We start from the raw sequence: 24129 nt of genomic DNA, 5'->3' as shown, positions 1-24129 counted from the left end.
CCCCCCCCCCCCCCCCCCCCGGCGGCCCCCCCCCCCCCCCCCCCCCCCCCCCCCCCCCCCCCCCCCCCCCCCGCGGAACCGGAAGGGCTGAATCTCGAGGCGCAGACCTCAGAAGGGCAGCCAGCGCGCCTTTTCGCTGAACTTCATATAGCCGGCGTTGACGCCCAGCCGCCAGCCGACGCCCAGGCGCACCGGGATCAGCACCACGTCGCCGCGGCGCATATAGGAGGCGGAGAGGCCGCCGACGAAATAGGCGCGGCCCTCGCCCTGGGGGAAGCGCTTGTAGAGGTCCTGGGTGTCGTAGAGGTTGTAGACCAGCACGAACACCTTGTTGGCGTCGCCGCCCAGGTCGAAGCCGATCGACGGGCCGGTCCAGTAGACTTTCCGCTGGCCCTCGACCTTGTGGAACAGCATGCCCGAACCATATCGCAGGCCGACGCCGATCGCGCCCGAGGCTTCGCTGCCGGCGATATAGCCATTGGGCTGGCCCTGGTCCTTGAGGATGTCCTCGATCAGCTTGGCCAGGCCCGATGCGCCCTTGCCGAACACGCCCTCGGCGGCGCCGACCAGCTCGTCCTGCTGGTAGGTGGTGGCCTGGTCGCGCGAGGTGCCGCCCTGCTGGGCGGAGGGGGCGGGCTGCTGCTGCTGGCCGGCCGGGCCCTGCTGCTGGGGATAGGGATCCTGCGGCGGCGGGGCGGGCACGTCCTGCTGCTGCGCCGGCCGGTTGTACGGGTCCTGCGCGGGCGGGGGCGTGTTGATGTCCGAATCGATCGCGGTGTTGGGATCGATCGTGGTCATCTGCTGCTGGGCGGCGGCGGGCATGGCCGTCATCGCGAATGCGGCCGTCGCAGCCATCAACACCAGTGCACGAACGTTCATCGCGGAATTACCCCAGCTCATCAGATTGGCCCTTTTGTAGGGGGCGGGGCTGTCGCGGCAATGAACGAGCGGCAAATTGAGTCGATTTCACGTCAAGCTGGGCGTTGATTGCTGCGAAACCCGTCGCTATAGGCCCTGCCTTCGAGCCGTTATCCGGAGACGTGGGTGAGTGGCTGAAACCAACGCTTTGCTAAAGCGTCATACGGGAAACCGTATCGAGGGTTCGAATCCCTCCGTCTCCGCCACCTTGGTAATGTGCTGATATTACTTATATTTTTAATGTGATGCCGGCCCGGCCCGCCCGATTCGCAGGTCTTGGCAGCCGCCGCCAAAGCGCTTAGGCAGGGATATGCCCAGCTGGCAGCCCAAAGCGTCGATCCCGCGCACAGAGAAAAAATCCCGCACCCGCAAGCCGCGGCCCCGTTCGCTGCGTCTGCACGGCACCGTCGCGCGCACCCTCGGTATCCGGATCGTCTCCGGCCAGATCACGCCGGGCGAGATCCTCGAGGGCGAAATCGCCGCGAGCGAGCAGTTCAAGGTCTCCCGCACCGCCTATCGCGAGGCGATCCGCATTCTCGCGGCGAAGGGGCTGGTGCACTCCCGTCCCAAGATCGGCACCCAGGTCAGCCCGCGCCGCGAATGGCATCTGCTCGATCCCGACGTGCTCAGCTGGATCTTCGCCGGCGAGCCCGACGATTCGCTGATCGAGAGCCTGTTCGAGTTGCGCCGAATCGTCGAGCCCGACGCCGCCCGCCTTGCCGCGCTGCGCCGCACGCCCGAGCAGCTCGCCCGCATGCAGGAAGGGTTGGCGGGGGTCGGCAGGCATGGATTCGATTCGGAGGAGGGGCGCTGCTGCGATGAGGCCTTTCATTCGGCATTACTCGAGGCTTCGGGCAATGATTTCATCATGTCGCTCACCAGCGGGGTCGCTGCCGCGATCGAGCTGACCACGGCGTTCAAGCAGCAGCACCTTCCCGCCCCGCACGACGCGCTGCCCGTCCACCTCGCAGTGCTCGAGGCGATCGAGGCGCAGGACGCCGACCGGGCGCATGACGCGATGGCGCGGCTGGTCGAGCGCGGCTTCCAGGACACGATGGAAGCGCGCGATCCCGCCAACAACGCCGTCGGCCGTCGTCGCGCCTGCTGAACGCGACAGCTTTTCTATCGCCCGCCGCAACAACCGTGCTGACAAGCGCATTTGCATTTTGCCATAGCGCTGCCTAAGTCCCGCGCGAGCGATGTTACCGCTAACTTAATTCGAAAGACAGGAGAGCAGGCATGGCGCTGACCGGCGATTTGTTCATTGCATCGAAGCGCGTTCACCGCGACGGACCGGGCTTCCAGGCCGTCGCCGCGTCGACCGGCGCGCCGCTGGAGCCGAGCTTCAGCATGGCGACCAAGGAAGACGTCGAAGCCGCGACTGCCGCCGCCGAGGCTGCTTTCCCGATCTATTCCAACCTGCCGCGCGAGAAGCGTGCCGAGTTCCTTGAGGCGATCGCTGAGGAGATCGATGCGCTGGGCGAGACGCTCACTGAGCGCGCCATGCAGGAAAGCGGCCTGCCGCATGCCCGCCTCACCGGCGAGCGCGGCCGGACCTCGGGCCAGCTGCGCCTGTTCGCCAAGGAACTGCGCCTCGGCGAATATCTGCGCGCGCGCATCGACCACGCCATTCCGGATCGCCAGCCCGCCCCCAAGCCGGACCTGCGCCTGCGCATGATCCCCGTCGGCCCGGTCGTGGTGTTCGGCGCGTCCAACTTCCCGCTCGCCTTCTCGGTTGCCGGGGGCGACACCGCCTCGGCGCTCGCCGCGGGCTGCCCGGTGATCGTGAAGGGTCATTCGGCGCATCCCGGCACCTCGGAACTGGTCGCCGGCGCGATCGAGCGTGCGGTCGCGCGGACCGGCATGCCCGAGGGCGTGTTCTCGCTGATCAACGGCGCGGGCAACGAAGTCGGCTCGGCGCTGGTCAGCCACCCGGTCGTCAAGGCGGTGGGCTTCACCGGCTCGCGCGGCGGCGGCACGGCGCTGATGAAGCTTGCCGCGAGCCGCCCGGTGCCGATCCCGGTCTATGCCGAGATGAGCAGCATCAACCCGGTCTTCCTGCTCCCCGCCGCGCTCGAGTCGCGCGCCGAGGCGCTGGGCAAGGCCTATATCGGCAGCCTGACCATGGGTGCCGGCCAGTTCTGCACCAATCCGGGCCTGGTCCTCGCGCTGGAGAGCCCCGCGCTCGATCGCTTCCTCGCCGCTGCGACCGAGGCGGTTTCCGGCGCGGCAGCACAGACCATGCTCACCCCGGGCATCCTCAAGGCCTATGAGCAGGGCGTTGCCCGCTGGGCCGCCGCGCCGGGGCTGAACCAGGTCGCGCAGGGCCAGGAAGGCTCGGCGAGCTGCGGCCGCGCCGCGCTGTTCACGATGACCGGCGCGGACTTCATCGCCGATCCGAGCCATGCCGAGGAAGTCTTCGGTGCCGCTTCGCTGCTGGTGCGCTGCGCGACGATCGAGGAGCTGCTCAAGGTCGTGTCGCTGCTCGAGGGCCAGCTCACCGCGACGCTGCACCTCGACGATGCCGATACGGAAGTCGCAGCCAAGCTGCTGCCGCTGCTCGAGCGGCTCGCCGGGCGCATCCTCGCCAATGGCTGGCCGACGGGTGTCGAAGTGACCGACGCGCAGGTCCATGGTGGCCCGTTCCCGTCGACGGCGGATGGTCGCAGCACTTCGGTCGGCACGCTGGCGATCGACCGCTTCCTGCGCCCGGTTGCCTATCAGGACCTGCCGGCGGCACTGCTGCCAGCGGACCTGCGCGACGGCGACGCGGGCATCCCGCGCCGCATCGACGGCAAGCCGACCCTGTAAGGGCCCACTTTCCCTCCCTTCCAGGGAGCGGAGTATTGGTTGTTCGTCCCGCCTGCGCGACGTTCGGCCCGGGCCGGGTGCATGCCCGGTCATCGGATGCTAGCATGGGGATCTTCCTGCAACGGAGGGTCTCCATGCGTTTCCTGCTTATCGCCACCGCTCTCAGTTTCGCCGCCCTGCCTGCCCATGCGCAGGAAAAGGACGAGGCGGGCGCCCGCGCCGCGGTGAACCACTATCTCGCCGGCCATGCGACCGGCAGCGCGGCCGAATTCTCCGCCGCATTCCATCCCAAGGCGATGCTCTACTGGAACCGCGACGGCGCCTTTGCCGAGCGGACTCTCGCCGACTTCATCGCCGCCGCCGCGACGGGCAAGCCCGCCGCAGACGAGGCCCAGCGCAAGCGCTCGATCGAGAGCCTCGACGTCACCGGCAATGTCGGCATGGCCAAGGTGGTGCTCGACTACCCGGCCGTGCGCTTTGTCGATTATCTCTCGCTGGTGAAGGCCGATGGCGAGTGGCGGATCGTCAACAAGATCTTCCAGGCCGAGCGCAAGGCGAACCAGGGCGTGAGCCCGTAAACGACCGCTTTTTGCATGACGGGTTAGGAAGCCGTTGTTCTCCAGCACGCCTCAAGTTGCTTGAGAGACGTATCGACCCAGGCCGCAAGCGGAGTGCCTATGTTCGAACTAATCGTCAGCTTGCCCATGTTATCCGAGGACGGCGCCGTGAGCGAATAGCCCGTGCCATCCAGCGTGAGCGCCGTGGATTTGTCCTCCAGGCCATAGGGTGCCGGTGACGGCACTTGAATTTTCCGCATGGAGGCGATGACGGACCTGACGGCAGGGCATGTAGCGCTGTCGGCCCATGCGATTTCCGGTACCGCGTTGAGCGAATTTTTGGTGCGACGAAGGATGTATCGGAATTCCGCGTCCGTGCCCCGGTCCCCGGTCGCGATGTCGATAGTTTCGCTGATATGATTGAGTGCCCCGGTTCGACTGAACTGCGCCCATTGTCGAGGCAGGTCAGACAGAGCAGGGTCGTTCATAAAAGCAAGCAAGACCGCGAGCATAATAGTCTCCCGAGCATCGGCTTCCGAAATTTACACGCTATTCTTGTAGCCGCAACTGGGGTGTTTATTGCCAGTGCTGCCTTTATCAGTCCATGACCTGACCAAAGGCCTGCTCGACACTTTCCGCCGTTCGGAAGCGGAAGGCGATGTCGTGGCGGTAAGACTCGCCCGGATCGAGCCGTGCCGACGGGAATTCCGGCCGGTTAGGGCTGTCGGGGAATTTCTGCGGCTCGAGGCACAGCCCTTGGCGCGTGACATAGGTTTTCCCGCTCGTGCCCGGCGCGCCGCCTGCCAGATGGTTGCCCGAATAGAATTGCAGCCCGGGCTCGCCGGAATGGAGGTCGAGCACCCGGCCCGAGCCCGGATCGAACAACGTGGCGACGCAGCGCGGAGCACCGTCGATCACGAAATTATGGTCATAGCCATGGCCGAGCCTCAGCTGCGCATCGTCCGCGCCAATCCGCTCGCCGACCCGCCGCGGGGCGCGGAAATCGAAGGGTGTGCCGGTCACTTCCGCGAATGCCCCTGTGGGGATCAGTCCCGGGCCGACCGGCGTGGTGCGGCTGGAGGATATCCGCAGCAGGTGATCGAGGATCGTCGCGCCTCTCGCCTCGCCGGCCAGGTTGAAATAGGCGTGGTGGGTGAGGTTCACGACAGTAGGCGCGTCGGTGGTCGCGCTCAGCGCGATGGCGAGCCCGTCCTCCTCGATCGTGTAGCGCGCTTCCACCGCCAGTGTGCCGGGAAAGCCGTTATGCCCGGCCGGGCTGACATGCCGGAAGGTGACCGACTCCGTCGATCGCGCGGTGATCTTCCAGATCTGCTGGTCGAGCCCGAGCGGCCCGGAATGAAGGCTGTTCGCCCCGTCATTCGCGGTGATGCGGTACTCGACGCCGTCGAGCGTGAAGCGCGCGCCGCCGATCCGGTTGGCGTAGCGCCCGGCAACCGCGCCATAGAAGCGGGGCTGCCCGCGATAGTTTTCGAGGTTCGCGAAACCGAGCACCACATTCGCCGGATTGCCGTGCCGATCGGGCACCTCCAGCATGCGCAGCGAAGCGCCGAGCGTCAGCAGCTCGGCGCGAAACCGGCCGCGGGCGATCGCGACCGTCTCGATCGGAGCGCCCGCGACCATCGTCACTTCGGCGTACCCGGGCAGATCGAGTTGGCGGGATCGGAGACGATCCGCGCGTCGGACAGGCTGAACACCAGCGGATCCGAAGCGGTCACCACCACCGGTGCCGACACCGCGTTCATGTCGGTCCCGTTGGTCTGGTAGCATTTGAGCAGGATCTTCACCGTGCGCCAGGTGCCGGTCTCGCCGGTGAACAGGCTGGTCGCATCCAGGCCCTTGCCATTGCCCATGCCGAGCGTCACCGGCCCGCTCGCCGCGCGATCGAGGCGGTAGGTGAGCGCGAGCGACAGGTCGCCATTGGCTTCGCGGCCAAGGTTGATCGGCGCGCCGCCGCCGATGCTCAGCCGCGCCTGGCCACCGGTCCAGCTCAGCTGCTGCGCGCCTTCCTGGGTCTGGGGCCCGTCGATCGGCGCGCGGGTGATCTTCGATTCGGTGGCGAAGGAGAAGGGCTTGGGCGTCACGCCCTTGGCGAAATAGACGCTGGTGTTGAGCGACGAGGCATCGAAGCCCGGATCCTCGCCCAGCAGGGCGACCTTGCCCGGCTTGGCGTAGCTCAGGCCATAGCCGAGCGCGAACAGCGGGTCATAGCCCGGCTTGCCCTTGTTGAGGGTGAACTGGCCGGCGGTCTTGGGCCAGCTGAACGACAGCGTGCCGTTGAAGTCCTTGCGCGGCTTGCCGGCCTTGTCGCCGATAATCACGTCCGCCACGCCCGCGCCTTCACTGCCCGGCAGCCAGGCGGCGACGAACGCGTCGGAGGCGTTGATCTCCGGGTTCACCCAGAGCGGCCGGCCCGAGAGGAACACCGAAACGGTCGGCACGCCGGCGGCCTTGAGCTTCTTGAGCAGGGCCAGCGCCTGCTTGTCGCCGGGCTGGAATTCCAGCGTCGGGATATCGCCGCGCATTTCGGCGTAGGGCTGCTCGCCGAACACGACGATCGCGACATCGGGCTTGGCGGTGAAGCTGCCGTCCGCCGAAAGCGTCGCGGTGCCGCCGCCTGCCTTCACCGCTTCGGCAATGCCCGAGAAGATCGTCTGGCCGTTGGGGAACATCGAATTGTCGTTGCCGTCGCCCTGCCAGCTCAGTGTCCAGCCGCCGGTCTGCTGCGCCATCGAATCGGCGCCGGGGCCCGCGACCAGCACGTTGGCGGAAGCCTTTACCGGCAGCACGCCCGTGTTCTTGAGCAGCACCAGCGACTTGGCGACGGCCTCGCGGGCGACCGCGCGGTGCTCGGCATTGCCCAGCACCCCGGCCTTGCCTTCATAGGGGCGGGCCGGATCGAACAAGCCGAGCTTCACCTTGACGCGGAGGATGCGGCGCACCGCATCGTCGATGCGCGCCATTGGGATTGTGCCGTCCTTGGCATGACGGACGGTGCTCTCGAACAGGCCCTTCCAGCTGTCCGGCGCCATCGCCATGTCGAGCCCGGCATTGAAGGTCTGGGCGCAGTCCTCCTTGGTGCAGCCCGGCACCTGGCCATGGCCGTTCCAGTCGCCGACGACGAAGCCTTCAAAGCCCATCCGGCCCTTGAGCACATCGGTGAGCAGCGACTTGTTGCCGTGCATCTTGGCGCCGTTCCAGCTCGAATAGCTGGCCATCACGGTGAGCGTGCCCGCCTGGATCGCCGGGACATAGCCCTGCGCGTGCGTCTTGATGAGTTCATCCTCGGAGACGCGGGTATCGCCCTGGTCGACGCCCTCGAAGGTGCCGCCATCGCCGAGGAAGTGCTTGGCCGAAGCCGCGACCAGCCCCTTCTGGATACGATCCCTGGTGCCGGGTTCGCCCTGCAGCCCCAGGATCATCTCGCCGCCATAGGAGCGGACCACCGCAGGGTCCTCCGAATAGCCCTCATAGCTGCGGCCCCAGCGATCGTCCTGCGGCACAGCGAGGGTCGGGCCGAACGCCCAGTCGGGCCCGGTCGCGGCGGTTTCTTCCGCGGTCGCCTTGCCGATGCGGCGGATCAGCGCGGGATCGTGCATCGCGCCGAGCCCGACATTGTGCGGGAAGATCGTCGCGCCGATCACGTTGTTGTTGCCGTGCACCGCATCGATGCCGAAGATCAGCGGGATCGGGGCATGCTTGCCGCGCGGTTCCATCGCGACGGCGCGGAAGGCCTTGGCGGTCTCCACCCAGGGGGCCTGGGGCGAGCGATCGGGTGCGCCGAGCGGCGGCGAGCTGCCGCCGGCCAGGATCGAGCCGAGCGGATATTGGCGCAGCTCCTCGGGCTTCATCGCGCCGATATCGGCCTGGATCATCTGGCCGACTTTCTCCTCCAGCGTCATTTGCGCCATCAGATCGGTGATGAACTTCTCGGTCGCCGGATCGACCAGACCCTGCGAGCCGGCGGTCGGCCATTTGGCGGGATTGGCGACCTGTGAACCAGACAGCGTTGTCGGCGCGTGCTGCGCAAAAGCGGGCGATGCGGCCCAGATCATGGTGGTCGACAGCAACAGCTTCAGGCCAGGCCGCATTTCACTCTCCTCGTTTCTTATATCTGGTAGCGATAACAGAAGTTCATCGGGCGAGTCCACGCTCCAGCCAGCGCGCGGCTTCGTCGGGACTTGATTTGTTACTGTCGCGATCGACCATGTAATTGGCCTCGCGCATCCGCTCGACCGGGATCGCGCCGATCAGCGGGCGGAGTGCGGCCTGGAAGCGGACATCGTCGCCGCGCTTCGGGGTGAGCAGCAGGATCGCGTCATAGCCGGGGATGGCGCCCTTGGGATCGCTGAGCACCGCCAGCTTGTCCGCCGCGATCCGCCCGTCGGAGGAGAAAGCGGGGATCACGTCTGCCGTGCCGCTCGCCAGCGCGCGGTACATGAAGGTCGGCTGATAGGGATGGGCGGACTTGAAGCTCAGGCCATAGGCCTTCTTCACCGCCGCCCATTCGGGCCGCTCGAGGAACTCGACATCGGTGGCGAGGCTGAGGCTGCCGGCGATCGGCGCGAGGTCGGCGATGCTGGCGATGCCGCGCTTCCTGGCATCGTCGCCGCGCATCGCAAATGCATAGGCGTTCTCGAAGCCGAGCGAGCCGAGCAGGGTGACCCTGTGCCTGTCCTGCGCCCATTTGGCGACGCCGGCGACGATCGCGTCGCGCGGCGGTACGTCGCTGCGGCGCATCTCGTTGGTCCAGATCGTGCCGGAATAATCGACATAGACGTCGACATCGCCGCTCGCGAGCGCGCTGAACGCGACTGCCGATCCCAGCCCCTCGCGGTAGCGGACCTTGTAGCCCGCCGCCTCCAGCCGATGCCCGATCAGCCGGGCGAGGATATATTGCTCGGAGAAGCCCTTGGCGCCGATCGTCACCGTGCCGCGTGCCGAGGGCAGGGCCGGGACGAGCGCCACGGCAACCGCGACCAGCAGCGTGCCGAGGCTTGCCCAGGCCAGCGCGCGCCTGCGCCTGGCAATGCCATATTCCGCCAGTCCGAGCAGCCCGTCGACCGCCAGCGCCAGGCAGGCGGCGGCGATGCAGCCGGTCAGAACCAGCGACCAGTTCTGGGTCTGCAGCCCGGCGAAGATCAGGTCGCCCAGGCTCGGCTGGCCGACGGTGGTGGAGAGCGTCGCCGCGCCGATCGTCCAGACCGCGGCGGTGCGGATGCCTGCCATCAGCACCGGCAGCACCAAAGGCGTCTCGACCAGCCACAGCTTCTGCGTCGCGGTCATGCCGACGCCGTCCGCCGCCTCGATTACCGCCGGGTCGATCGTCGCGAGCCCGGTCACACCGTTCCGCAGGATCGGCAGCAGCGCGTAGAGCGACAGCGCGAGCAGTGAGGGCAGGAAGCCCAATGCCGGTATCCCGCCGCCGACCAGCGAGGAGAGCGAAAGCAGGATCGGGTAGAACAGCGCGAGCAGCGCCAGGCTGGGGATCGTCTGGACCAGGCTGGCGAAACCCAGAGCGATCCGCCCCACGAGGCGGTTGCGCGCGGAGAGCACGGCAAGCGGCAGTGCGATCACCAGTCCGAGCAGCAGTGCCGCCAGCGCCAGCAGCAGATGCTGGGCGAGCAGCTCGGGCACCCGGGCGAGCGCGCCGCTCAGGGCTCGAGCTCCGCCAGCCGGTGCGCCTGCGCGCGGGGTACCGCGACCAGTGCATCCGCTGCCGCGCCGCCCTTGCCGGCAAGCAGGTCGCGCGGGTTGGCATCGGCGACGATGCGGCCCTTCTCCATCACCAGCACGCGATCGGCGAGCAGCAGCGCCTCGGCCATGTCGTGGGTGACCAGGATCGTGGTGAGCCCCATTCGGTCGTGCAGCGCGCGGATCGCCTTGCCCAGGCCGTCGCGCGTCACCGGATCGAGCGCGCCGAACGGCTCGTCCATCAGCAATATGCCCGGCCCCGTTGCCAGCGCCCGCGCCACGCCGACGCGCTGGCGCTGCCCGCCCGAAAGTTCATCCGGCATCCGCGTGGCCATGTCGGCCGGCAGCTCGACGAGTTCCAGCAGCTCGGCCACGCGCCCGGCGCTATCCTTCTCGCCCGCCAGCCGCAGCCCGATCGCGACATTCTCCCCCACCCGCATATGGGGGAACAGCCCGACATTCTGGAAGACATAGCCGATCCGCCGGCGCAGTTCCGGCGCGGGGCCGGCGTCCACCGGCTCGCCGCCGACCAGCACCGCGCCTTCGCTCGGTTCGATCAGCCGGTTGACCATCTTGAGCAGGGTCGACTTGCCCGAGCCCGAGGCACCGACCAATGCGACGAAGCTGCCCGCCGCAACCTCCAGCGATATGCCATCGACGGCCTTCACGCCCCCGGGCCAGACCTTGCTGACATTTTTGAAGGTAACGGAGCGGCTTTGCTCTGGCATCGTGCAGCGTTGTGCGAGATGAAATGGCAAAGGTCAAAAAAGGGAGAGTGGGGCAATGGCCAAGGCGGCATTCATCACCGGCGGCGCGTCGGGTATCGGTCTGGCGGTGGCGCAGAGCCTGGCGGCGGATGGCTGGCTGGTAGGATTGGCCGACGTCAACGCGGACGGCCTCGAAGCGGCAAAGGCGACAGTCCCTGGCGCCGAGACCTATGCAATGGATGTGCGCGACCGCGATGCCTGGGTGAAAGCGCTGGCCGATTTCGCGAGCAAGAGCGGCGGCCGGCTCGACTTCCTGTTCAACAATGCCGGGATCGCGGTGGGCGGGCAGCTTGAGACCATGTCCGATGCCGACATCGAGCGCGGCCTGGCGATCAACATCAACGGCGTCGTTCATGGTGCCCGCGCCGCGCATGCCCTGCTCAAGGCAACGCCGGGGTCGGCGATGATCATCACCAGCTCGGCCGCCGGCATCTCGGGCAATGCCGGCATGTCGATCTACAGCGCCGGCAAGTTCGCGATGCGCGGCTTTGCCGAGGCGCTCAACGCCGAATGGGGGCATGAGGGCATCTATGTCGGCTCGCTGATGCCGAGCTTCATCGACACGCCGCTGCTCAACCACGTCACCCAGGACTCGAACCGCAACGTGCGCGAATCGGTGACTGCTGCCGGGCTTGAGATCACCCCGGTGAGCGAAGTGGTGAAGACGGTCCGCCACATGCTGGATGTGCGCAAGGACGTCCATACCCGGGTCGGCAAGACCGCCCACCGGCTCTGGTTCATGCAGCGCTGGATGCCCGGTACGCTGCGCAAGCTGCAGCGTCGCGCGTTCAAGTAACGCTCAGAGCAGCGCGTCGATCTGCTGCGCCATCTGGATGTCGCGGGTGGAGAGCCCGTCGGCGTCATGCGTGGTCAGCAGGATCTCGACCTTGTTCCACACATTCGACCATTCGGGGTGATGATCGGCCTTTTCGGCGATCAGTGCTACGCGGGTCATGAAGCCGAAGGCCTGGTTGAAATCCCGGAACTCGAACTTGCGGGTGATCGCATCGCGTTCCGCGTCCCAGGTCCAGCCGGGCAGCGCGGCGAGCGATTCCTCGCGAAGTCCATCCGTCAACCGCGCAACCATCACTGCCTCCTTGCCGTAGCTCCGTTCCCCGGCCTATTCCGGGCGACATGACCGGACAAGCCCCAGACGCCGCCATTATCGAGCGCCTCGCCCGCGCTGCCCTTGCGCGCATCCCCGAGCCCTTCCAGGGCTATCTCGTCGACATCGTGCTGGTGATCGAGGACTTCGCCGATGACGAGACGCTCGACGCCATGGGCATCGAGGATCCGTTCGACCTGACCGGTCTGTATCGCGGGCGCCCCGTCGGCGAGAAATCGGCCTGGGACGGGGTGACCATGCCCGATGAGATCCACCTCTATCGCCGGCCGCTACTCGACGAATGGGTGCACACCGGGGTGACGCTCGAATCGCTGGTCAACCACGTCGTGGTCCACGAGGTCGGACATCATTTCGGCCTGTCCGACGACGACATGCACGCGCTGGAAGACTCGGCCGAGTGACCCGCCTTGCCCTTGAAGGGGTGGCCTGCCTGCGCGGGGGGCGGTTGCTGTTCGAGGGGCTGGACCTGGTGCTGGCGCCGGGTGAGGCGGCGTTGGTCAGCGGGCCCAATGGCGTCGGCAAGTCGAGCCTGATCCGCATCGCCGCCGGCCTGCTCGCGCCCGCCGCCGGCAGCGTCGAAGTCGAGGGCGACCGCGCGCTGATGGCCGAGGCGCCGGCGCTCGATCCCGAACTCCCGCTGGGCAACGCGCTGGGCTTCTGGGCCGGGCTCGACGGCAGGCGCGACGCGGTGCCGGACGCGCTGGCCGCGGTCGGGCTCGCCGACATTGCCCGGGTGCCCGTCCGCATGCTCTCCACCGGCCAGCGGCGGCGCGCCGCGCTGGCACGGGTGGTGGCGGGCGGGGCGCCGATCTGGCTGCTCGACGAGCCGGCCAATGGGCTGGATGTGGCTTCGGTGGCGTTGCTCGAGGGGCTGATTGCCGGCCACCGTGCCGCCGGCGGCATCGCGCTGGTCGCCACCCATCTGCCGATCGCACTGCCTGATGTCCGCGAGGTTGCGCTGTGAGCGCCTATGCCGCGATCGTCTGGCGCGAGCTGCGGCGGGCGTGGAGCACCGGCGGACTGGCGCTGCCTGTCGTGTTCTTCCTGCTCGTTGCGATCCTTTTCCCCTTTGCGGTCGGCCCCGATGGGAAGCTGCTCGCCCGCATCGCGCCGGGGGTGATCTGGGCGGCGGCGCTGCTCGCCGCGTTGCTCCCGGTCGAGCGGCTGCTCGCGCCCGACCTGGAGAACGGGGTGCTCGACCAGCTGGCGGTGCGCGGGCTGCCCGATGCCGGGATCGCTGCCGCCAAGGTCGCCGGGCACTGGTTGGGCTTTGCGCCGGCACTGCTCGTCGCGACGGTGATCGCCTCGGGCCTGCTCCAGTTGCCCGGCGATGCGCTGGTGCCGCTGCTTCTTGCGCTGCTGATCGGCACGCCGGGACTGGCCGCGCTGGGTGTTGCCACTGCCGCGCTCGTCGCCGGGCTGCGCGGGGCGGGGGCGCTGGCGGGGCTGGTGATGCTGCCCTTCGCCGTGCCGCTGCTGATCTTCGGCGCCACCGCCGAGCAGCCGGGTGCGCTCAAGCTGCTCGGCGCGGTAAGCCTGTTGCTGATGGCGGGCTGCCCGTTCGTGGCGGGGGCGGCGGTACGAATGGGGCGGAACTAGATCCGTTTTGGAAGTACACGAAGTACAGGCCAAGCGCGGTTTTTGCGGTCCTTATTCTCCAGCAGGCGCGCGTGTCGGATTGCGCCCTTGGTGGCGTCCTATCTTTCCAACCGGTTGAAGCGCCTGGCGGTCAATATTGGCTGAGGGTGCCGTCCTGCAAACCTGTTCCCCGGCTTTCGCCGGGGAGCGGTTTAGGCAAATGGCGCTAGCTCAGGCCTCGGGCGGCAGCTCGTCGCCATAGACAACCATCGCCGAGCCTTCCGCCAGTGCATCGGCAGCCGCTGCACGCAGGACCGGGTCCTCGGTTGCGCCCGGATCGGCGACCTCCATGCCCTTTTCCAGCCGCACCAGCATCCAGCCGGTGCCGAGCGCGACGCCGGCGGCCTTGGCCTGGGCCTCCTCGAAGCTGTCGGCGGAGACATAGATCAGCATCGCGTGGCGCCCGCCCGGGCGGCGGCCCTCGACCGTGTCGGCGACGGCGGTCGCGAGGAATACCGAGAGGCCCATCAGCCCCGGCTCCAGCGTGCGAAGATCGCGGTCGGCAGTTCGAGCCCGCGTGCTTCCTCGCGCACCGCGAGTTCGCCGCATTCCACCTTGCCGGGCAGGTGCGACACATGCTGGCGGAGCAGCTCGCCGATCGCCAGCGCCGACATGCGCACGGCATAGACGGTGAGGAACAGGAAGCGCGAATTGGCGTCGAGCAGCCTGGTCGTGTCGGCGATCAGGCCGGGCAGGCCTTCCTCGAGCTTCCACACTTCGCCGTTCGGGCCGCGGCCCCATTTCGGCGGATCGAGGATGATCCCGTCATAGCGCCGTCCGCGCCGCACTTCGCGCGCGGTGAACTTGGCGGCGTCGTCGATCATCCAGCGGATCGGCAGGTCTTCCATGCCCGACAGCGCGGCATTGGCCTTGCCTTCGGCCACCGATTTCTTCGAGGCATCGACATGGGTGACCTTCGCGCCCTTCGCGGCCATCGCCAGGCTGCCGACCCCCGTATATCCGAAGAGGTTCATGAACTCGGGCGCGTCCATCCCGTCGATCTGCGACCGCATCCAGTGCCAGACCGGCGACATGTCGGGGAAGAAGGCGAGGTGGCGGAAGGGGGTGTTCTGCGCGGTGAAGCGCACTTCCTCCCAGCGCAGCGGCCAGCCTTCGCTCGGCACCGGCTTGGTGAAGTTCCAGCGGCCGCCGCCATCCTCATCGGCGCCGGGTACGAACTCGCCATGCGCGTCCCAGTTTTCGGACGCGGGCGCCCACATCGCCTGGGGCTCGGGGCGAATGAAGCGATATTTGCCATAGCGCTCGAGCTTGCGGCCATGGCCGCTGTCGACCAGCCCGTAATCGGCCCAGGGCTCGCCGGTGAGAGTGATGAGGTCCATGGGGGGTCTTTAGAACGCAACAAAACGCCCGTCATCCCCGCCGGTATTCACCCGTGCAGTTCCCCGGCGAAAGCCGGGGCCCAGGGAGCCAGACGATCAGCCGCGCGGCCTGGCGCGCTCGGCGATGTAGGCGCGCACCGCGTCGAGCGTGCCGGGCAGCACGTCGTAGCGCTCCTGCCGCTCGAACAGGTCGCCCACGCGTGCCGGCAGCGACGGGCGGATGCCGGTGGCGCGCTCGACGGCGTCGGCGAACTTGGCCGGGTGCGCGGTCGCCAGGGTGACGACCGGAACATCGGCGGGGATGTCCGCGCGGCGCGCGGCGGCGAGGCCGATCGCGGTATGCGGGTCGATCACCTGCGCCGCCTCGGCCGAGGCCCAGCGCATCGCGGCGTTCATTTCGTCCGGGGTGATCCGGTCGCTCGCGAAGATCTTCGCGGCACCTTCGGTCTGGGCATTGGTCAGGCGCATCGCCTTGCTCGATTCGAAGCCGGCCATCTGCTCGGCTACGCTGCCGCCGGCAAGGTCGGAGAGCAGCCGCTCGAAGTTGGAGCTGACCTGGATGTCCATGCTCGGCGCGGCGGTCGGCGTGACGGTGCCCGCCGAATAGTCGCCGCTCGACAGCGCGCGATGGAGGATGTCGTTGACGTTGGTGGCGACGACCAGCCGCTCGATGGGGAGGCCCATGCGCGCCGCGACATAGCCGGCGAAGACGTCGCCGAAATTGCCGGTCGGCACCGCGAAGGCGACCTTCTGCGCCGGCGCCCCGAGGCGGACGGCGGCGTAAAAATAATAGACCACCTGCGCCATCAGCCGGGCCCAGTTGATCGAGTTGACCGCGCTCAGGCGGAAGCGGCCGGAGAAGTCGGCGTCGTTGAACAGCGCCTTCACCATCGCCTGCGCGTCGTCGAAGCTGCCCTCGATCGCGATGTTGTGGACGTTGGGCGCCAGCACCGTGGTCATCTGGCGGCGCTGCACGTCGGAGACGCGGCCCTTGGGGTGCAGCATGAAGATGTCGACGCCGTGCCGCCCGGCGACCGCGTCGATCGCGGCGCTGCCGGTGTCGCCCGATGTCGCGCCGACGATGGTCAGCGGCTCGCTGCTGCCGGTCAGGAACTTCTCGAAGAGCAGGCCGAGCAGCTGGAGCGCGACGTCCTTGAAGGCGAGGGTGGGGCCGTGGAACAGCTCGAGCAGGAAGTGGCGATGATCGAGCTGGGCGAGCGGGGTGACCGCAGCCTGGGAGAAGCGGCCATAGGCCTGCTCGCACAGCGCGCGGAGCTCGTCCTCGCTGAGGTCGTCGCCGGTGAAGGGCAGCATCACGCGGACCGCGGTCTCGACATAGGACAGGCCCTTGAGGCCTTCGATCTGCTCGCGGCTGAAGCTCGGCCAGCTGGTCGGGACATACAGACCGCCGTCGCTCGCCAGGCCGGCGAGCGTCACGTCACGGAAGCCAAGCAGCGGCGCAGCGCCTCGGGTGCTCTGATATTGCATGAGGGCGGGGCCTAGCGGGGAGCGGGGAGGGGGACAAGATAGGCTATGTTTAGGCGGCTCTCGTCGTCGAGATTTGAGACGCGCTATGCAACTGGACCCCGGCCTTCGCCGGGGAACTGAAAGTGCGTTGGTCAGGCTTTCGGCTTCTGCCGCCAGCGCAGCGCGAGGACGTAGATCACCGAGGCGATAAGCGCGAACAGGAACCATTGCACCGCATAGGAGAGATGGTTGTTCGGCACGCTCGACAGGTCGGGTTTCGCGGTCGGTTCGAGCCCCGGCGCGGCGCTTTCCGAAATAAGCATCAAATGCTTGGGTTCGCTGTCGAACAGGCCGGCAAGCAGCGGGCGGTGATCGGGGGCATGGGTGATCGTGCCCGTCACCTTGCCGCCGCTCCATGTAGGAAAGAATGTCGGATTGGCCGCCACGCCCATATCGACCAGCAGTAGCGGGCCCTCCGCGCCGGTGCGGCACCGGGCGATATGGCGATAGCCATTGGTGCCCTTGATCGAGCGCCCGCCCTGGGGTTGCCAGTCGATCACTTCGAGGCAGAAGGCATCGGCGCGGCGGAAGAGATTCTCGTCTCCCACTGGGAGGCGTGGAAAGGCCATTTTCGGCTTGCCGAGATTCTGCGCATAGAGCCGGAGCGCGGCGAGCTTCGCGCTCCGGCGCTCGAGTTGCCAGATGCCCAGGCCGATCATCGCGGCGACGGCGAGCGCGACGATGATCGTCGGGATCAGCGGGAAACGCGGTATCATTCCTCCCGAACGCGCCCTTCGCCCGCGCGGTTGCGATATTCGAGCGCGAGCAGCAGCCCCTTGGAGAAGCGCAGCGACAGGATCACCAGCGCGGCGGTGATCGGAATCCACAGCAGCGCATGGATCAGCAGGCCGGGCTGGAAAGTGAATTCGACCCAGAGCGCCAGTCCGGTGACCAGCGCGCCGATGCCGAGGGTTAGGAACACCACCGGCCCGTCGCCCACGTTGAACCGGGTGAAGTCGAGCCCGCAGGCACCGCATTTGTCGGCAAAGCCGACGAAGCTGCGGAACAGCGTGGCCGCCCCGCAGCGCGGGCAGGCGCCCCTGGTCCCCGAAAGGATAGGGGGAGGCGACACCGGGCCGCCTCCCCCTGGACTATTGTCGCCTGAATTGTCGTTGGGCGTGTCGGTCACGTCAGCCGTGGACCGGCGCGCCCCAGCCGCCCCAGACATAGATGGAGGCGAAGAGGAACAGCCACACCACATCGACGAAGTGCCAGTACCAGGCGGCCGCCTCGAAGCCGAAATGCTGCTTCGGAGTGAAGTCGCCCTTATAGGCGCGCACCAGGTTCACGATCAGGAAGATCGTACCGACGATGACGTGGAAGCCGTGGAAGCCGGTCGCCATGAAGAAGGCGCCGCCATAGCTGGAGCCGCCCTCGCTCGCCGCCTTGAAGGGGAAGGGAGCCTCCATATACTCATAGGCCTGGAAGAAGCTGAACGAGATGCCGAGCAGCACCGTCAGCCACAGGCCCTTCTTGAGCCCCTCGCGATCGCCGTTGATCAGCGCGTGGTGCGCCCAGGTCACGGTGCAGCCCGAGCAGAGCAGGATCAGCGTGTTGAGCAGCGGGAACTGCCAGGCGTTGAGCACTTCCATGCCCTTGGGTGGCCATTGCCCGCCGACTGCCTCGACGTGCGAGGGGAAGAGCGAGAAGTCGAACCAGGCCCAGAACCAGCCGACGAAGAACATCACTTCGGAAGCGATGAACAGGATCATGCCGTAGCGCAGGTGGAGCTGCACGATCGGCGTGTGATCGCCGGCATGCGCTTCCTGGATAACCTTGGCCCACCAGCCGAACATGGTGATCGCCACGAGCGCGAGGCCCGAGAAGAAGACCAGATAGGCGCTCGTGTAGCTGTGCATCACCATGATGCCGCCGATGGCGAGCACAAAGGCAGCAAATGCACCGAAGAGCGGCCAGATGCTGGGTGGAAGGATATGGTATTGGTGGTTCTTTGCCCCGGCCATCGATCTTCCCTGTCCTAAGCTTTTGCTCGGAGCTTAGGGCGCGAATTCGCTTCCCGCAACAACCCTCGTGCCTGGCGGATTCAGGATCCGTGCGCGGTGGCCGCCGCTGCCTTCACCGCGGGCGATTCGGACGGGTAGAAAGTGTAGGACAGGGTGATTTCCTGCACGTCGCGCGCATCCGGATCGTCGAGGATCTTGGGATCGACATAGAAGATCACCGGCATGCGCACCGTCTCGCCGGGCTTGAGCGTCTGCTGGGTGAAGCAGAAGCACTGGATCTTGGTGAAATATTTGCCGACGAAAGTGGGGGTGACGTTGAACGTCGCCGTGCCGGTCACTTCATGGTCGCCGGTGTTGGTGGCGGTGAAGAACGCCATGTCGCGCCCGCCGATATCGATCGTGTCCGATCGGCGTTCGGGCTGGAACTTCCAGGGAATGCCCTTCGCCACGTTCGAATCGAAGGCTACGGTGATCTTCTGGCCGACGCTGCCCGGCGCGCGCAGTCCGCGCTGGGTGGTGCCGTTCAGGCCCGTCGCCTCGCAGAACATCCGGTAGAGCGGCACCGCCGCGAAGCCGAGCCCGGTCATCGAACACACGCCGATGCCGGCGAGGATGGCGACGCGCAGGTTGCGGCTCGGCCACTTCATCCGGCGTGGCCCAGCTGGATCTTCACGATCGAGATGGCGAACACCAGCACCACGAACAGCCCGAGCAGCACCGCCATCACCACGGCGCGGCTGCGCTGGCGGGCGCGGACCAGTTCGGCCTCCTCGAGCGGAGTCGCGGGAGTCTGGATCAGATCATCGGTCATGCGAACCACCTGTCGATAACGAGCGCGCCGAAAACGACGAACAGATAGAGGATCGAGAATTTGAACAGCCGCTTCTCGGGCGCCATGTCGTCATCCGGCCCGGTGCGGCGGATCGCCACCTGCACCGCCATGGCGAGGAACAGGCCGGACATGACCGCGGCGGTGATCCCGTAGATCGCGCCGGTGAAGCCGAGCGGCCAGGGCGCGGCGGCGCACAGGATCATCGGGATCGTGTAGAGCCCGATCTGGATGCGCGTCGTGCGCTCGCCCGCCACCACCGGCAGCATCGGCACGCCGGCATTGGCGTAGTCGGTCTTCACGAACAGCGCGAGCGCCCAGAAATGCGGCGGGGTCCACAGGAAGATCAGCGCGAACAGCAGCACCGGCATGGTGCTGACATCGCCGGTCGCCGCCGCCCAGCCGATCATCGGGGGGAAGGCGCCGGCGGCACCGCCGATAACGATGTTCTGCGGCGTCCGGCGCTTGAGCCAGATCGTGTAGACGAACACGTAGAACAGGATCGAGGCGGCGAGGATCAGGGTCGCCGCCAGGTTGATCGCGAAGTACATCAGCACGAGGCTGAAACAGGCCAGCCCCACGCCGAAGTGCAGCGCCGACTGGCGGTCCATCCGCCCGGCCGGCAGCGGGCGCTTCTGCGTCCGCTTCATCTTGGCGTCGAGATCCGCCTCGTACCACTGGTTGAGCGCACCCGCCGCGCCCGCGCCCAGCGCGATGCACAGGATCGCGGTGAAGCCGAGAATCGGGTGGATGTGCGCCGGCGCGGCAAGCATGCCGCAAAGCCCGGTGAAGACGACAAGGGTCATCACCCGCGGCTTGGTCAGCGCGAGGAAGTCACGCCAGTCGGCGGGAAGCGAAACGGTGGCGGCGGAAGTGCTCATGGTCGTGCCACCGGCTATAGGACAGCACGAGCCGGCGGCAAAGTGGACGATTTGACCCCCGCTGGGCCGTTCAGTGTTTCACCGCGGTATCGAGCGGCACGGCGGGCCTGGGCGGCACCGGCGGCTCGCCGATCCAGGCGAGGCCGCGCGCCAGGTCCAGCGTCACCACCCAATTGCGCAGGAAGGGCATGCCGAGATTGCCGTCCATGATCATGTCGGGCGTGAAGGCGTCCGGCGTGGTCGCGCGGATATCGCCCAGCACTTCGAAATCGGCCGGTTGCTTGCCTTCCATCGCCGGGTCCATGCCCACCAGCCCGGCGATCGGCTTCGAAGCGAGCACGGTGCCGCCATTGCCCGAATCGAGCTCGAACCAGAGCGTGCCCTTCTTCGACGGCACCGCGGCCATCACCGCCAGCGCGCCGCCATCGACTTCACGCTTCAGCCGGATGCGCAGCGGGCGCATCTTCGCGATTCGCGCGGCACGGCTTGCCTCCGATTCGAGCGTCATCACGCCTGCGGCGAAGTCGAAGGTCACGGTACGGCCCTCGAACAGGTTGAGCCCGATGATCCCGTCGAGATCGACGTCCTTGGGGTTGAGCTTGCCCATGTTGATAAGGCCGAGGATCGGCGGCTTGAGCGTTGTCCCGGCCACCATGATCGGTACGGTCTCTCCGCAATGCGGCCCATCATGACGGGTGCCCATCATGTTGTAACCGGTCAGCCGGCCCCAGGGTTCGCATCCCGCCCGCTTTGCGCTTTCCGGCGAGACGAGCGTGATCCCCGCACCGGTGTCGAGCAGGTAGAGCCCCTTCCTGCCGCCGACCTCGGCTTCCATTGCCCAGCGGGTGCGCCAGGGCTTCATCTGGATGACTGCGTCGGGCGCCGCGGGGGCCTGTTGCGCTTCGGCGGCGGGGATGCCGGCAAGCAGCAGCGCGAAGGCGGCGGGCAGGAACTTCATCTTCTGTCTCCCTGTGGTCCCGGGCATCGTTTCGATATCGCATCTTTCGCGATGATGAACTTTCGGCCGCGTCGCGACCAGATCCGCTCTTCACGCGACAGGGACGAAACGAAAGCGCCCCGGAAGTCTCCTCCCGGGGCGCTTTGCATTGTCAGCCTTTCGGCGCTGCTCAGTGGTGTCCGTGATCCTCGATCACCGGCAGCGTCTCGAACTGGTGGAACGGCGGCGGGCTGGACAGCGTCCATTCCAGCGTCGTCGCGCCTTCGCCCCAGGGATTGCCCTCGGCCTTGCGGCCGGCGACGAGCGCCCAGATGATGTTGACGAAGAACAGCACCATCGACGCGGCCATGATGAAATAGCCGATCGTCGCGACATGGTTCCACAGCGCATAAGCGTCCGGATAATCCGGATAGCGGCGCGGCATGCCCTGCAGGCCGAGGAAGTGCATCGGGAAGAACAGGATGTTCACGCCGAGGAAGAAGAACCAGAAGTGCAGCTGGCCGAGCAGCTCGCTGTACATCCGGCCCGACATCTTCGGGAACCAGTAGTAGAAGCCGGCGAACAGCGAGAACACCGCGCCGAGCGACAGCACATAGTGGAAGTGCGCGACGACGTAATAGGTGTCCTGCATATAGTCGTCGACGCCGCCGTTCGCGAGCACCACGCCGGTGACGCCGCCCACGGTGAACATGAAGATGAAGCCGATCGCCCAGACCATCGGGGTCTTGAAGCTGATCGAGCCGCCCCACATCGTCGCGATCCACGAGAAGATCTTCACGCCCGTGGGCACCGCGATCACCATGGTGGCGGCGGTGAAGTACATCTTGATCGTCACCGACATGCCGGTGGTGAACATATGGTGCGCCCACACCACGAAGCCGACCAAGCCGATCGCGACCATGGCATAGGCCATGCCGAGATAGCCGAACACCGGCTTGCGGCTGAACGTCGCGATGATGTGGCTGACGATGCCGAAGCCCGGCAGGATCATGATGTACACTTCGGGGTGGCCGAAGAACCAGAACAGGTGCTGGTACAGGATCGGGTCGCCGCCGTACTGCGGATCATAGAAGGCGGTACCGAAGTTGCGGTCGGTCAGCAGCATGGTGATCGCGGCGGCGAGCACCGGCAGTGCCAGCAGCAGCAGGAAGGCGGTGATCAGCACCGACCACACGAACAGCGGCATCTTGTGCAGGGTCATGCCCGGCGCGCGCATGTTGAAGATGGTGGTGATGAAGTTGATCGCGCCCAGGATCGAGCTGGCACCGGCAAGGTGGAGCGACAGGATCGCCATGTCGACCGACGGTCCGGGCTCGCCATAGGTGGAGAGCGGCGCATAGACCGTCCAGCCCGTGCCCGCGCCGATGCCGACGAAGGGCGAGGCGAGCAGCAGCAGGAAGGCCGGGATCAGCAGCCAGAACGAGATGTTGTTCATGCGCGGGAACGCCATGTCCGGCGCGCCGATCATGATCGGCACGAACCAGTTGCCGAAGCCGCCGATCATCGCCGGCATGACCATGAAGAACACCATGATCAGGCCGTGCGCGGTGATCAGCACGTTCCAGAAGTGCATGGCGTCGTCGAACTTGGTCTCGTTGCCGTGCAGGAAACTCAGCCAGTAGGGCAGGTACTGGATGCCGGGCTCGGCGAGCTCGACGCGCATCAGGCCCGAGATCGAGCCGCCGATGATGCCGGCGACGATCGCGAAGATCAGGTAGAGCGTGCCGATGTCCTTGTGGTTCGTCGACATGAACCAGCGGGCGAAGAAGCCCGGCTTGTGATCGGCATCATGGTGATCATGGGCATGGTCGTGCCCGTGATCATGCGCGTGGATGGCGGTGTCGGTCATCTCAGTTGCCCGTCGTGTTGCCGGCGGCGGCATTGGCGGCCGGCGCGGTCTCGTTGGTGGCGGCCGGTTCGGCGGCGGCGTTGGTCTCGGCAGCCGGCGCGGCCGCGTTCTGCGCGGCTTCGGCGGCTGCGGCAGCGGCAACCTCGTTCGGCATGGTGCCGCCCTTCGACTTCACCCATTGGGCGAATTCGGCCGGCGACACGGCCTCGACCGCGATCGGCATATAGGCATGGCGCGCGCCGCACAGTTCGGAGCACTGGCCGAAATAGAGGCCGGGCTTCTCGATGATGAAGCTGGTCTCGTTGAGCTTGCCCGGCACCGCGTCGAGCTTGATCCAGAAGGCGGGGACCGCCCAGCTGTGGATCACGTCCTGCGCGGTGGTGACCAGGCGGATCGGCACGCCGACCGGCAGCACGACGCGGGTGTCGGTCGCCAGCAGGCGGGGGCCGTCGGCATCGGTGCGGAAGCGCTCGCCCTTGCCGACCTGGCTTTGCTCCTTGAGCATGTTCGCGGTCAGCTGGATGCCGCCATTGTCCGGATATTCATAGCTCCAGAACCACTGGTTGCCGATCGCCTTGAGGGTGATCGCATCCTTCGGCGCCGGCTTGAACTGCGCGGCGAGCAGGCGGATCGAAGGGACCGCGATCGCGATCAGGATCAGCACCGGCACCAGCGTCCAGACGATCTCGATCGGCGTGTTGTGGGCGGTCCGGCTCGGCGTCGGATTGGCGGCGCGGCGATAGCGGACGATCACCCAGAGCAGCAGGATCAGCACGAAGATCGAGATGATCGTGATCAGCGGCAGCAGCACCACATTGTGGAACCAGTGCGCTTCGCGTCCGGTAGGCGTCACCTGCGGCTGCAGCGAGATCGCATCGGCGATCGGCTGGCCGATGCCCGGGGCCGCCTTGGTCTTCGGCTTGCCTGCGGCATCGAGTGTGGGATCAGCAATAGCGGGAGTCGCGACCGCCGCCGGAGCGGCGGTGTTGGCGACCGGTGCCGCGGCATTTGCGGCGGGCTCCTGGGCGGATGCGGGCGTGGCGAACGCCATCCCCGCCGCCAGGAGGATCGAAGTCAACCCAAGCATGCGCATCGTCTATCTTCACCCTGTTCCGCAAGAGCCCCGGGCTGGGAAAGGATTACCCCCAGTGCAATCGGGGTATACGAGTCATGCATCCATTCTCAACCCTTTTTGATCGGCCGTTGCGGTCGATAGAGGCTGGTCCTAAGGGAAATCGACAATCCCGGGAAT

Annotated in this window: 25 protein-coding genes, 1 tRNA gene and 1 pseudogene; 8 read left to right on the top strand and 19 right to left on the bottom strand. The window is 67.0% G+C overall.

The window, feature by feature from the left end; translation table 11 throughout:
* Window positions 1–108: 108 nt before the first annotated feature.
* Entirely contained in the window at window positions 109–900 is a 792-nt protein-coding gene (locus tag AAHM44_RS07370; protein WP_446745964.1) for a DUF1134 domain-containing protein, read from the bottom strand.
* A gap of 134 nt (window positions 901–1034) precedes the next feature.
* Between AAHM44_RS07370 and AAHM44_RS07365 the strand changes: the two genes are divergently transcribed.
* The 4 genes from AAHM44_RS07365 to AAHM44_RS07350 all read left to right on the top strand — a co-directional run bounded on the left by AAHM44_RS07365 (window position 1035) and on the right by AAHM44_RS07350 (window position 4307).
* Window positions 1035–1124 (top strand) — tRNA-Ser (locus tag AAHM44_RS07365).
* Window positions 1125–1228: 104 nt separating this feature from the next.
* Window positions 1229–2026 (top strand): FadR/GntR family transcriptional regulator, encoded by a 798-nt coding sequence (locus AAHM44_RS07360; RefSeq protein WP_184163970.1) that lies wholly within the window; start codon window positions 1229–1231, stop codon window positions 2024–2026.
* 131 nt (window positions 2027–2157) lie between these two features.
* The gene (locus AAHM44_RS07355; protein ID WP_269573115.1) at window positions 2158–3729 is read left to right on the top strand and encodes an aldehyde dehydrogenase (NADP(+)); all 1572 of its coding nucleotides are present in this window, start codon (window positions 2158–2160) and stop codon (window positions 3727–3729) included.
* A 134-nt stretch (window positions 3730–3863) separates the two neighbouring features.
* Window positions 3864–4307, top strand: a complete 444-nt coding sequence (locus AAHM44_RS07350) for a nuclear transport factor 2 family protein (RefSeq protein WP_342249542.1) — start codon at window positions 3864–3866, stop codon at window positions 4305–4307.
* A gap of 23 nt (window positions 4308–4330) precedes the next feature.
* Here the strand turns inward: AAHM44_RS07350 and AAHM44_RS07345 are convergent, their stop codons facing one another.
* The 5 genes from AAHM44_RS07345 to AAHM44_RS07325 all read right to left on the bottom strand — a co-directional run bounded on the left by AAHM44_RS07345 (window position 4331) and on the right by AAHM44_RS07325 (window position 10726).
* Window positions 4331–4798, bottom strand: a complete 468-nt coding sequence (locus AAHM44_RS07345; RefSeq protein ID WP_342249541.1) for a hypothetical protein — start codon at window positions 4796–4798, stop codon at window positions 4331–4333.
* Window positions 4799–4883: 85 nt separating this feature from the next.
* A complete protein-coding gene (locus tag AAHM44_RS07340; RefSeq protein ID WP_342249546.1) occupies window positions 4884–5927 on the bottom strand; it encodes an aldose epimerase family protein in 1044 nt (347 codons plus the stop codon).
* Window positions 5928–5929: 2 nt separating this feature from the next.
* Window positions 5930–8395 (bottom strand): glycoside hydrolase family 3 protein, encoded by a 2466-nt coding sequence (locus AAHM44_RS07335; RefSeq protein WP_342249540.1) that lies wholly within the window; start codon window positions 8393–8395, stop codon window positions 5930–5932.
* A 43-nt stretch (window positions 8396–8438) separates the two neighbouring features.
* Entirely contained in the window at window positions 8439–9941 is a 1503-nt protein-coding gene (locus AAHM44_RS07330; RefSeq protein WP_446745963.1) for an ABC transporter permease/substrate-binding protein, read from the bottom strand.
* Window positions 9942–9958: 17 nt separating this feature from the next.
* Window positions 9959–10726, bottom strand: coding sequence for an ATP-binding cassette domain-containing protein (locus AAHM44_RS07325; RefSeq protein WP_269573111.1), 768 nt, complete (start codon window positions 10724–10726; stop codon window positions 9959–9961).
* Between the two features lie 55 nt (window positions 10727–10781).
* On the opposite strand from AAHM44_RS07325, the gene AAHM44_RS07320 reads away from it, so the two are divergent.
* Window positions 10782–11561 carry an SDR family oxidoreductase gene (locus AAHM44_RS07320; RefSeq protein ID WP_269573110.1) on the top strand — a complete coding sequence of 260 codons (780 nt, stop codon included), beginning with the start codon at window positions 10782–10784 and terminating at the stop codon, window positions 11559–11561.
* A 3-nt stretch (window positions 11562–11564) separates the two neighbouring features.
* On the opposite strand, the pseudogene AAHM44_RS07315 reads toward AAHM44_RS07320, so the two are convergent.
* A pseudogene (locus tag AAHM44_RS07315) lies at window positions 11565–11861 on the bottom strand (4a-hydroxytetrahydrobiopterin dehydratase); the annotation flags it as partial.
* Between the two features lie 38 nt (window positions 11862–11899).
* Between AAHM44_RS07315 and AAHM44_RS07310 the strand changes: the two are divergent.
* The 3 genes from AAHM44_RS07310 to AAHM44_RS07300 are packed head-to-tail and all read left to right on the top strand — an operon-like array spanning window position 11900 to window position 13490.
* Complete coding sequence (locus tag AAHM44_RS07310; protein WP_342249539.1) at window positions 11900–12292, top strand: metallopeptidase family protein; 393 nt, start codon at window positions 11900–11902, stop codon at window positions 12290–12292.
* Complete coding sequence (gene ccmA / locus AAHM44_RS07305; RefSeq protein WP_269573107.1) at window positions 12289–12855, top strand: heme ABC exporter ATP-binding protein CcmA; 567 nt, start codon at window positions 12289–12291, stop codon at window positions 12853–12855. Before AAHM44_RS07310 ends, ccmA begins: the two co-directional genes overlap by 4 nt.
* The gene (locus tag AAHM44_RS07300; RefSeq protein ID WP_342249538.1) at window positions 12852–13490 is read left to right on the top strand and encodes a heme exporter protein CcmB; all 639 of its coding nucleotides are present in this window, start codon (window positions 12852–12854) and stop codon (window positions 13488–13490) included. The genes ccmA and AAHM44_RS07300 overlap by 4 nt, the downstream gene beginning before the upstream one ends.
* 210 nt (window positions 13491–13700) lie before the next feature.
* Here AAHM44_RS07300 and AAHM44_RS07295 read toward each other — a convergent pair whose 3' ends face one another.
* The 12 genes from AAHM44_RS07295 to coxB form a co-directional block, all read right to left on the bottom strand.
* Complete coding sequence (locus tag AAHM44_RS07295) at window positions 13701–13997, bottom strand: hypothetical protein (RefSeq protein WP_184000378.1); 297 nt, start codon at window positions 13995–13997, stop codon at window positions 13701–13703.
* Window positions 13997–14869 carry a class I SAM-dependent methyltransferase gene (locus AAHM44_RS07290; RefSeq protein WP_342249537.1) on the bottom strand — a complete coding sequence of 291 codons (873 nt, stop codon included), beginning with the start codon at window positions 14867–14869 and terminating at the stop codon, window positions 13997–13999. The genes AAHM44_RS07295 and AAHM44_RS07290 overlap by 1 nt, the downstream gene beginning before the upstream one ends.
* Before the next feature lie 96 nt (window positions 14870–14965).
* Entirely contained in the window at window positions 14966–16357 is a 1392-nt protein-coding gene (gene thrC / locus AAHM44_RS07285; RefSeq protein ID WP_342249536.1) for a threonine synthase, read from the bottom strand.
* A gap of 131 nt (window positions 16358–16488) precedes the next feature.
* Window positions 16489–17109, bottom strand: coding sequence for an SURF1 family protein (locus AAHM44_RS07280; RefSeq protein WP_342249544.1), 621 nt, complete (start codon window positions 17107–17109; stop codon window positions 16489–16491).
* Window positions 17109–17468: a DUF983 domain-containing protein gene (locus AAHM44_RS07275; RefSeq protein WP_269573102.1), complete on the bottom strand. Its 360-nt coding sequence runs from the start codon at window positions 17466–17468 to the stop codon at window positions 17109–17111. The genes AAHM44_RS07280 and AAHM44_RS07275 overlap by 1 nt, the downstream gene beginning before the upstream one ends.
* Before the next feature lie 58 nt (window positions 17469–17526).
* Complete coding sequence (locus tag AAHM44_RS07270; protein WP_269573101.1) at window positions 17527–18360, bottom strand: cytochrome c oxidase subunit 3; 834 nt, start codon at window positions 18358–18360, stop codon at window positions 17527–17529.
* 80 nt (window positions 18361–18440) lie between these two features.
* A complete protein-coding gene (locus AAHM44_RS07265; RefSeq protein WP_184164023.1) occupies window positions 18441–19007 on the bottom strand; it encodes a cytochrome c oxidase assembly protein in 567 nt (188 codons plus the stop codon).
* Complete coding sequence (locus tag AAHM44_RS07260; RefSeq protein ID WP_269573100.1) at window positions 19004–19171, bottom strand: hypothetical protein; 168 nt, start codon at window positions 19169–19171, stop codon at window positions 19004–19006. Before AAHM44_RS07260 ends, AAHM44_RS07265 begins: the two co-directional genes overlap by 4 nt.
* A complete protein-coding gene (locus tag AAHM44_RS07255) occupies window positions 19168–20070 on the bottom strand; it encodes a heme o synthase (RefSeq protein WP_184164029.1) in 903 nt (300 codons plus the stop codon). The genes AAHM44_RS07260 and AAHM44_RS07255 overlap by 4 nt, the downstream gene beginning before the upstream one ends.
* 70 nt (window positions 20071–20140) lie before the next feature.
* The gene (locus tag AAHM44_RS07250; RefSeq protein ID WP_342249535.1) at window positions 20141–21028 is read right to left on the bottom strand and encodes a hypothetical protein; all 888 of its coding nucleotides are present in this window, start codon (window positions 21026–21028) and stop codon (window positions 20141–20143) included.
* Window positions 21029–21197: 169 nt separating this feature from the next.
* A complete protein-coding gene (gene ctaD / locus AAHM44_RS07245) occupies window positions 21198–22877 on the bottom strand; it encodes a cytochrome c oxidase subunit I (protein ID WP_269573098.1) in 1680 nt (559 codons plus the stop codon).
* Between the two features lies 1 nt (window position 22878).
* Complete coding sequence (gene coxB / locus AAHM44_RS07240) at window positions 22879–23964, bottom strand: cytochrome c oxidase subunit II (protein ID WP_446745962.1); 1086 nt, start codon at window positions 23962–23964, stop codon at window positions 22879–22881.
* Window positions 23965–24129 lie beyond the last annotated feature (165 nt).

Origin of the sequence: Sphingomonas sp. OTU376 (genome assembly GCF_038440415.1) — a bacterium.
Classification (GTDB): domain Bacteria; phylum Pseudomonadota; class Alphaproteobacteria; order Sphingomonadales; family Sphingomonadaceae; genus Sphingomonas; species Sphingomonas kyeonggiensis_A.
Note: the sequence above shows the minus strand (reverse complement) of the source record. Positions and strands in the feature narration are given on the sequence as shown.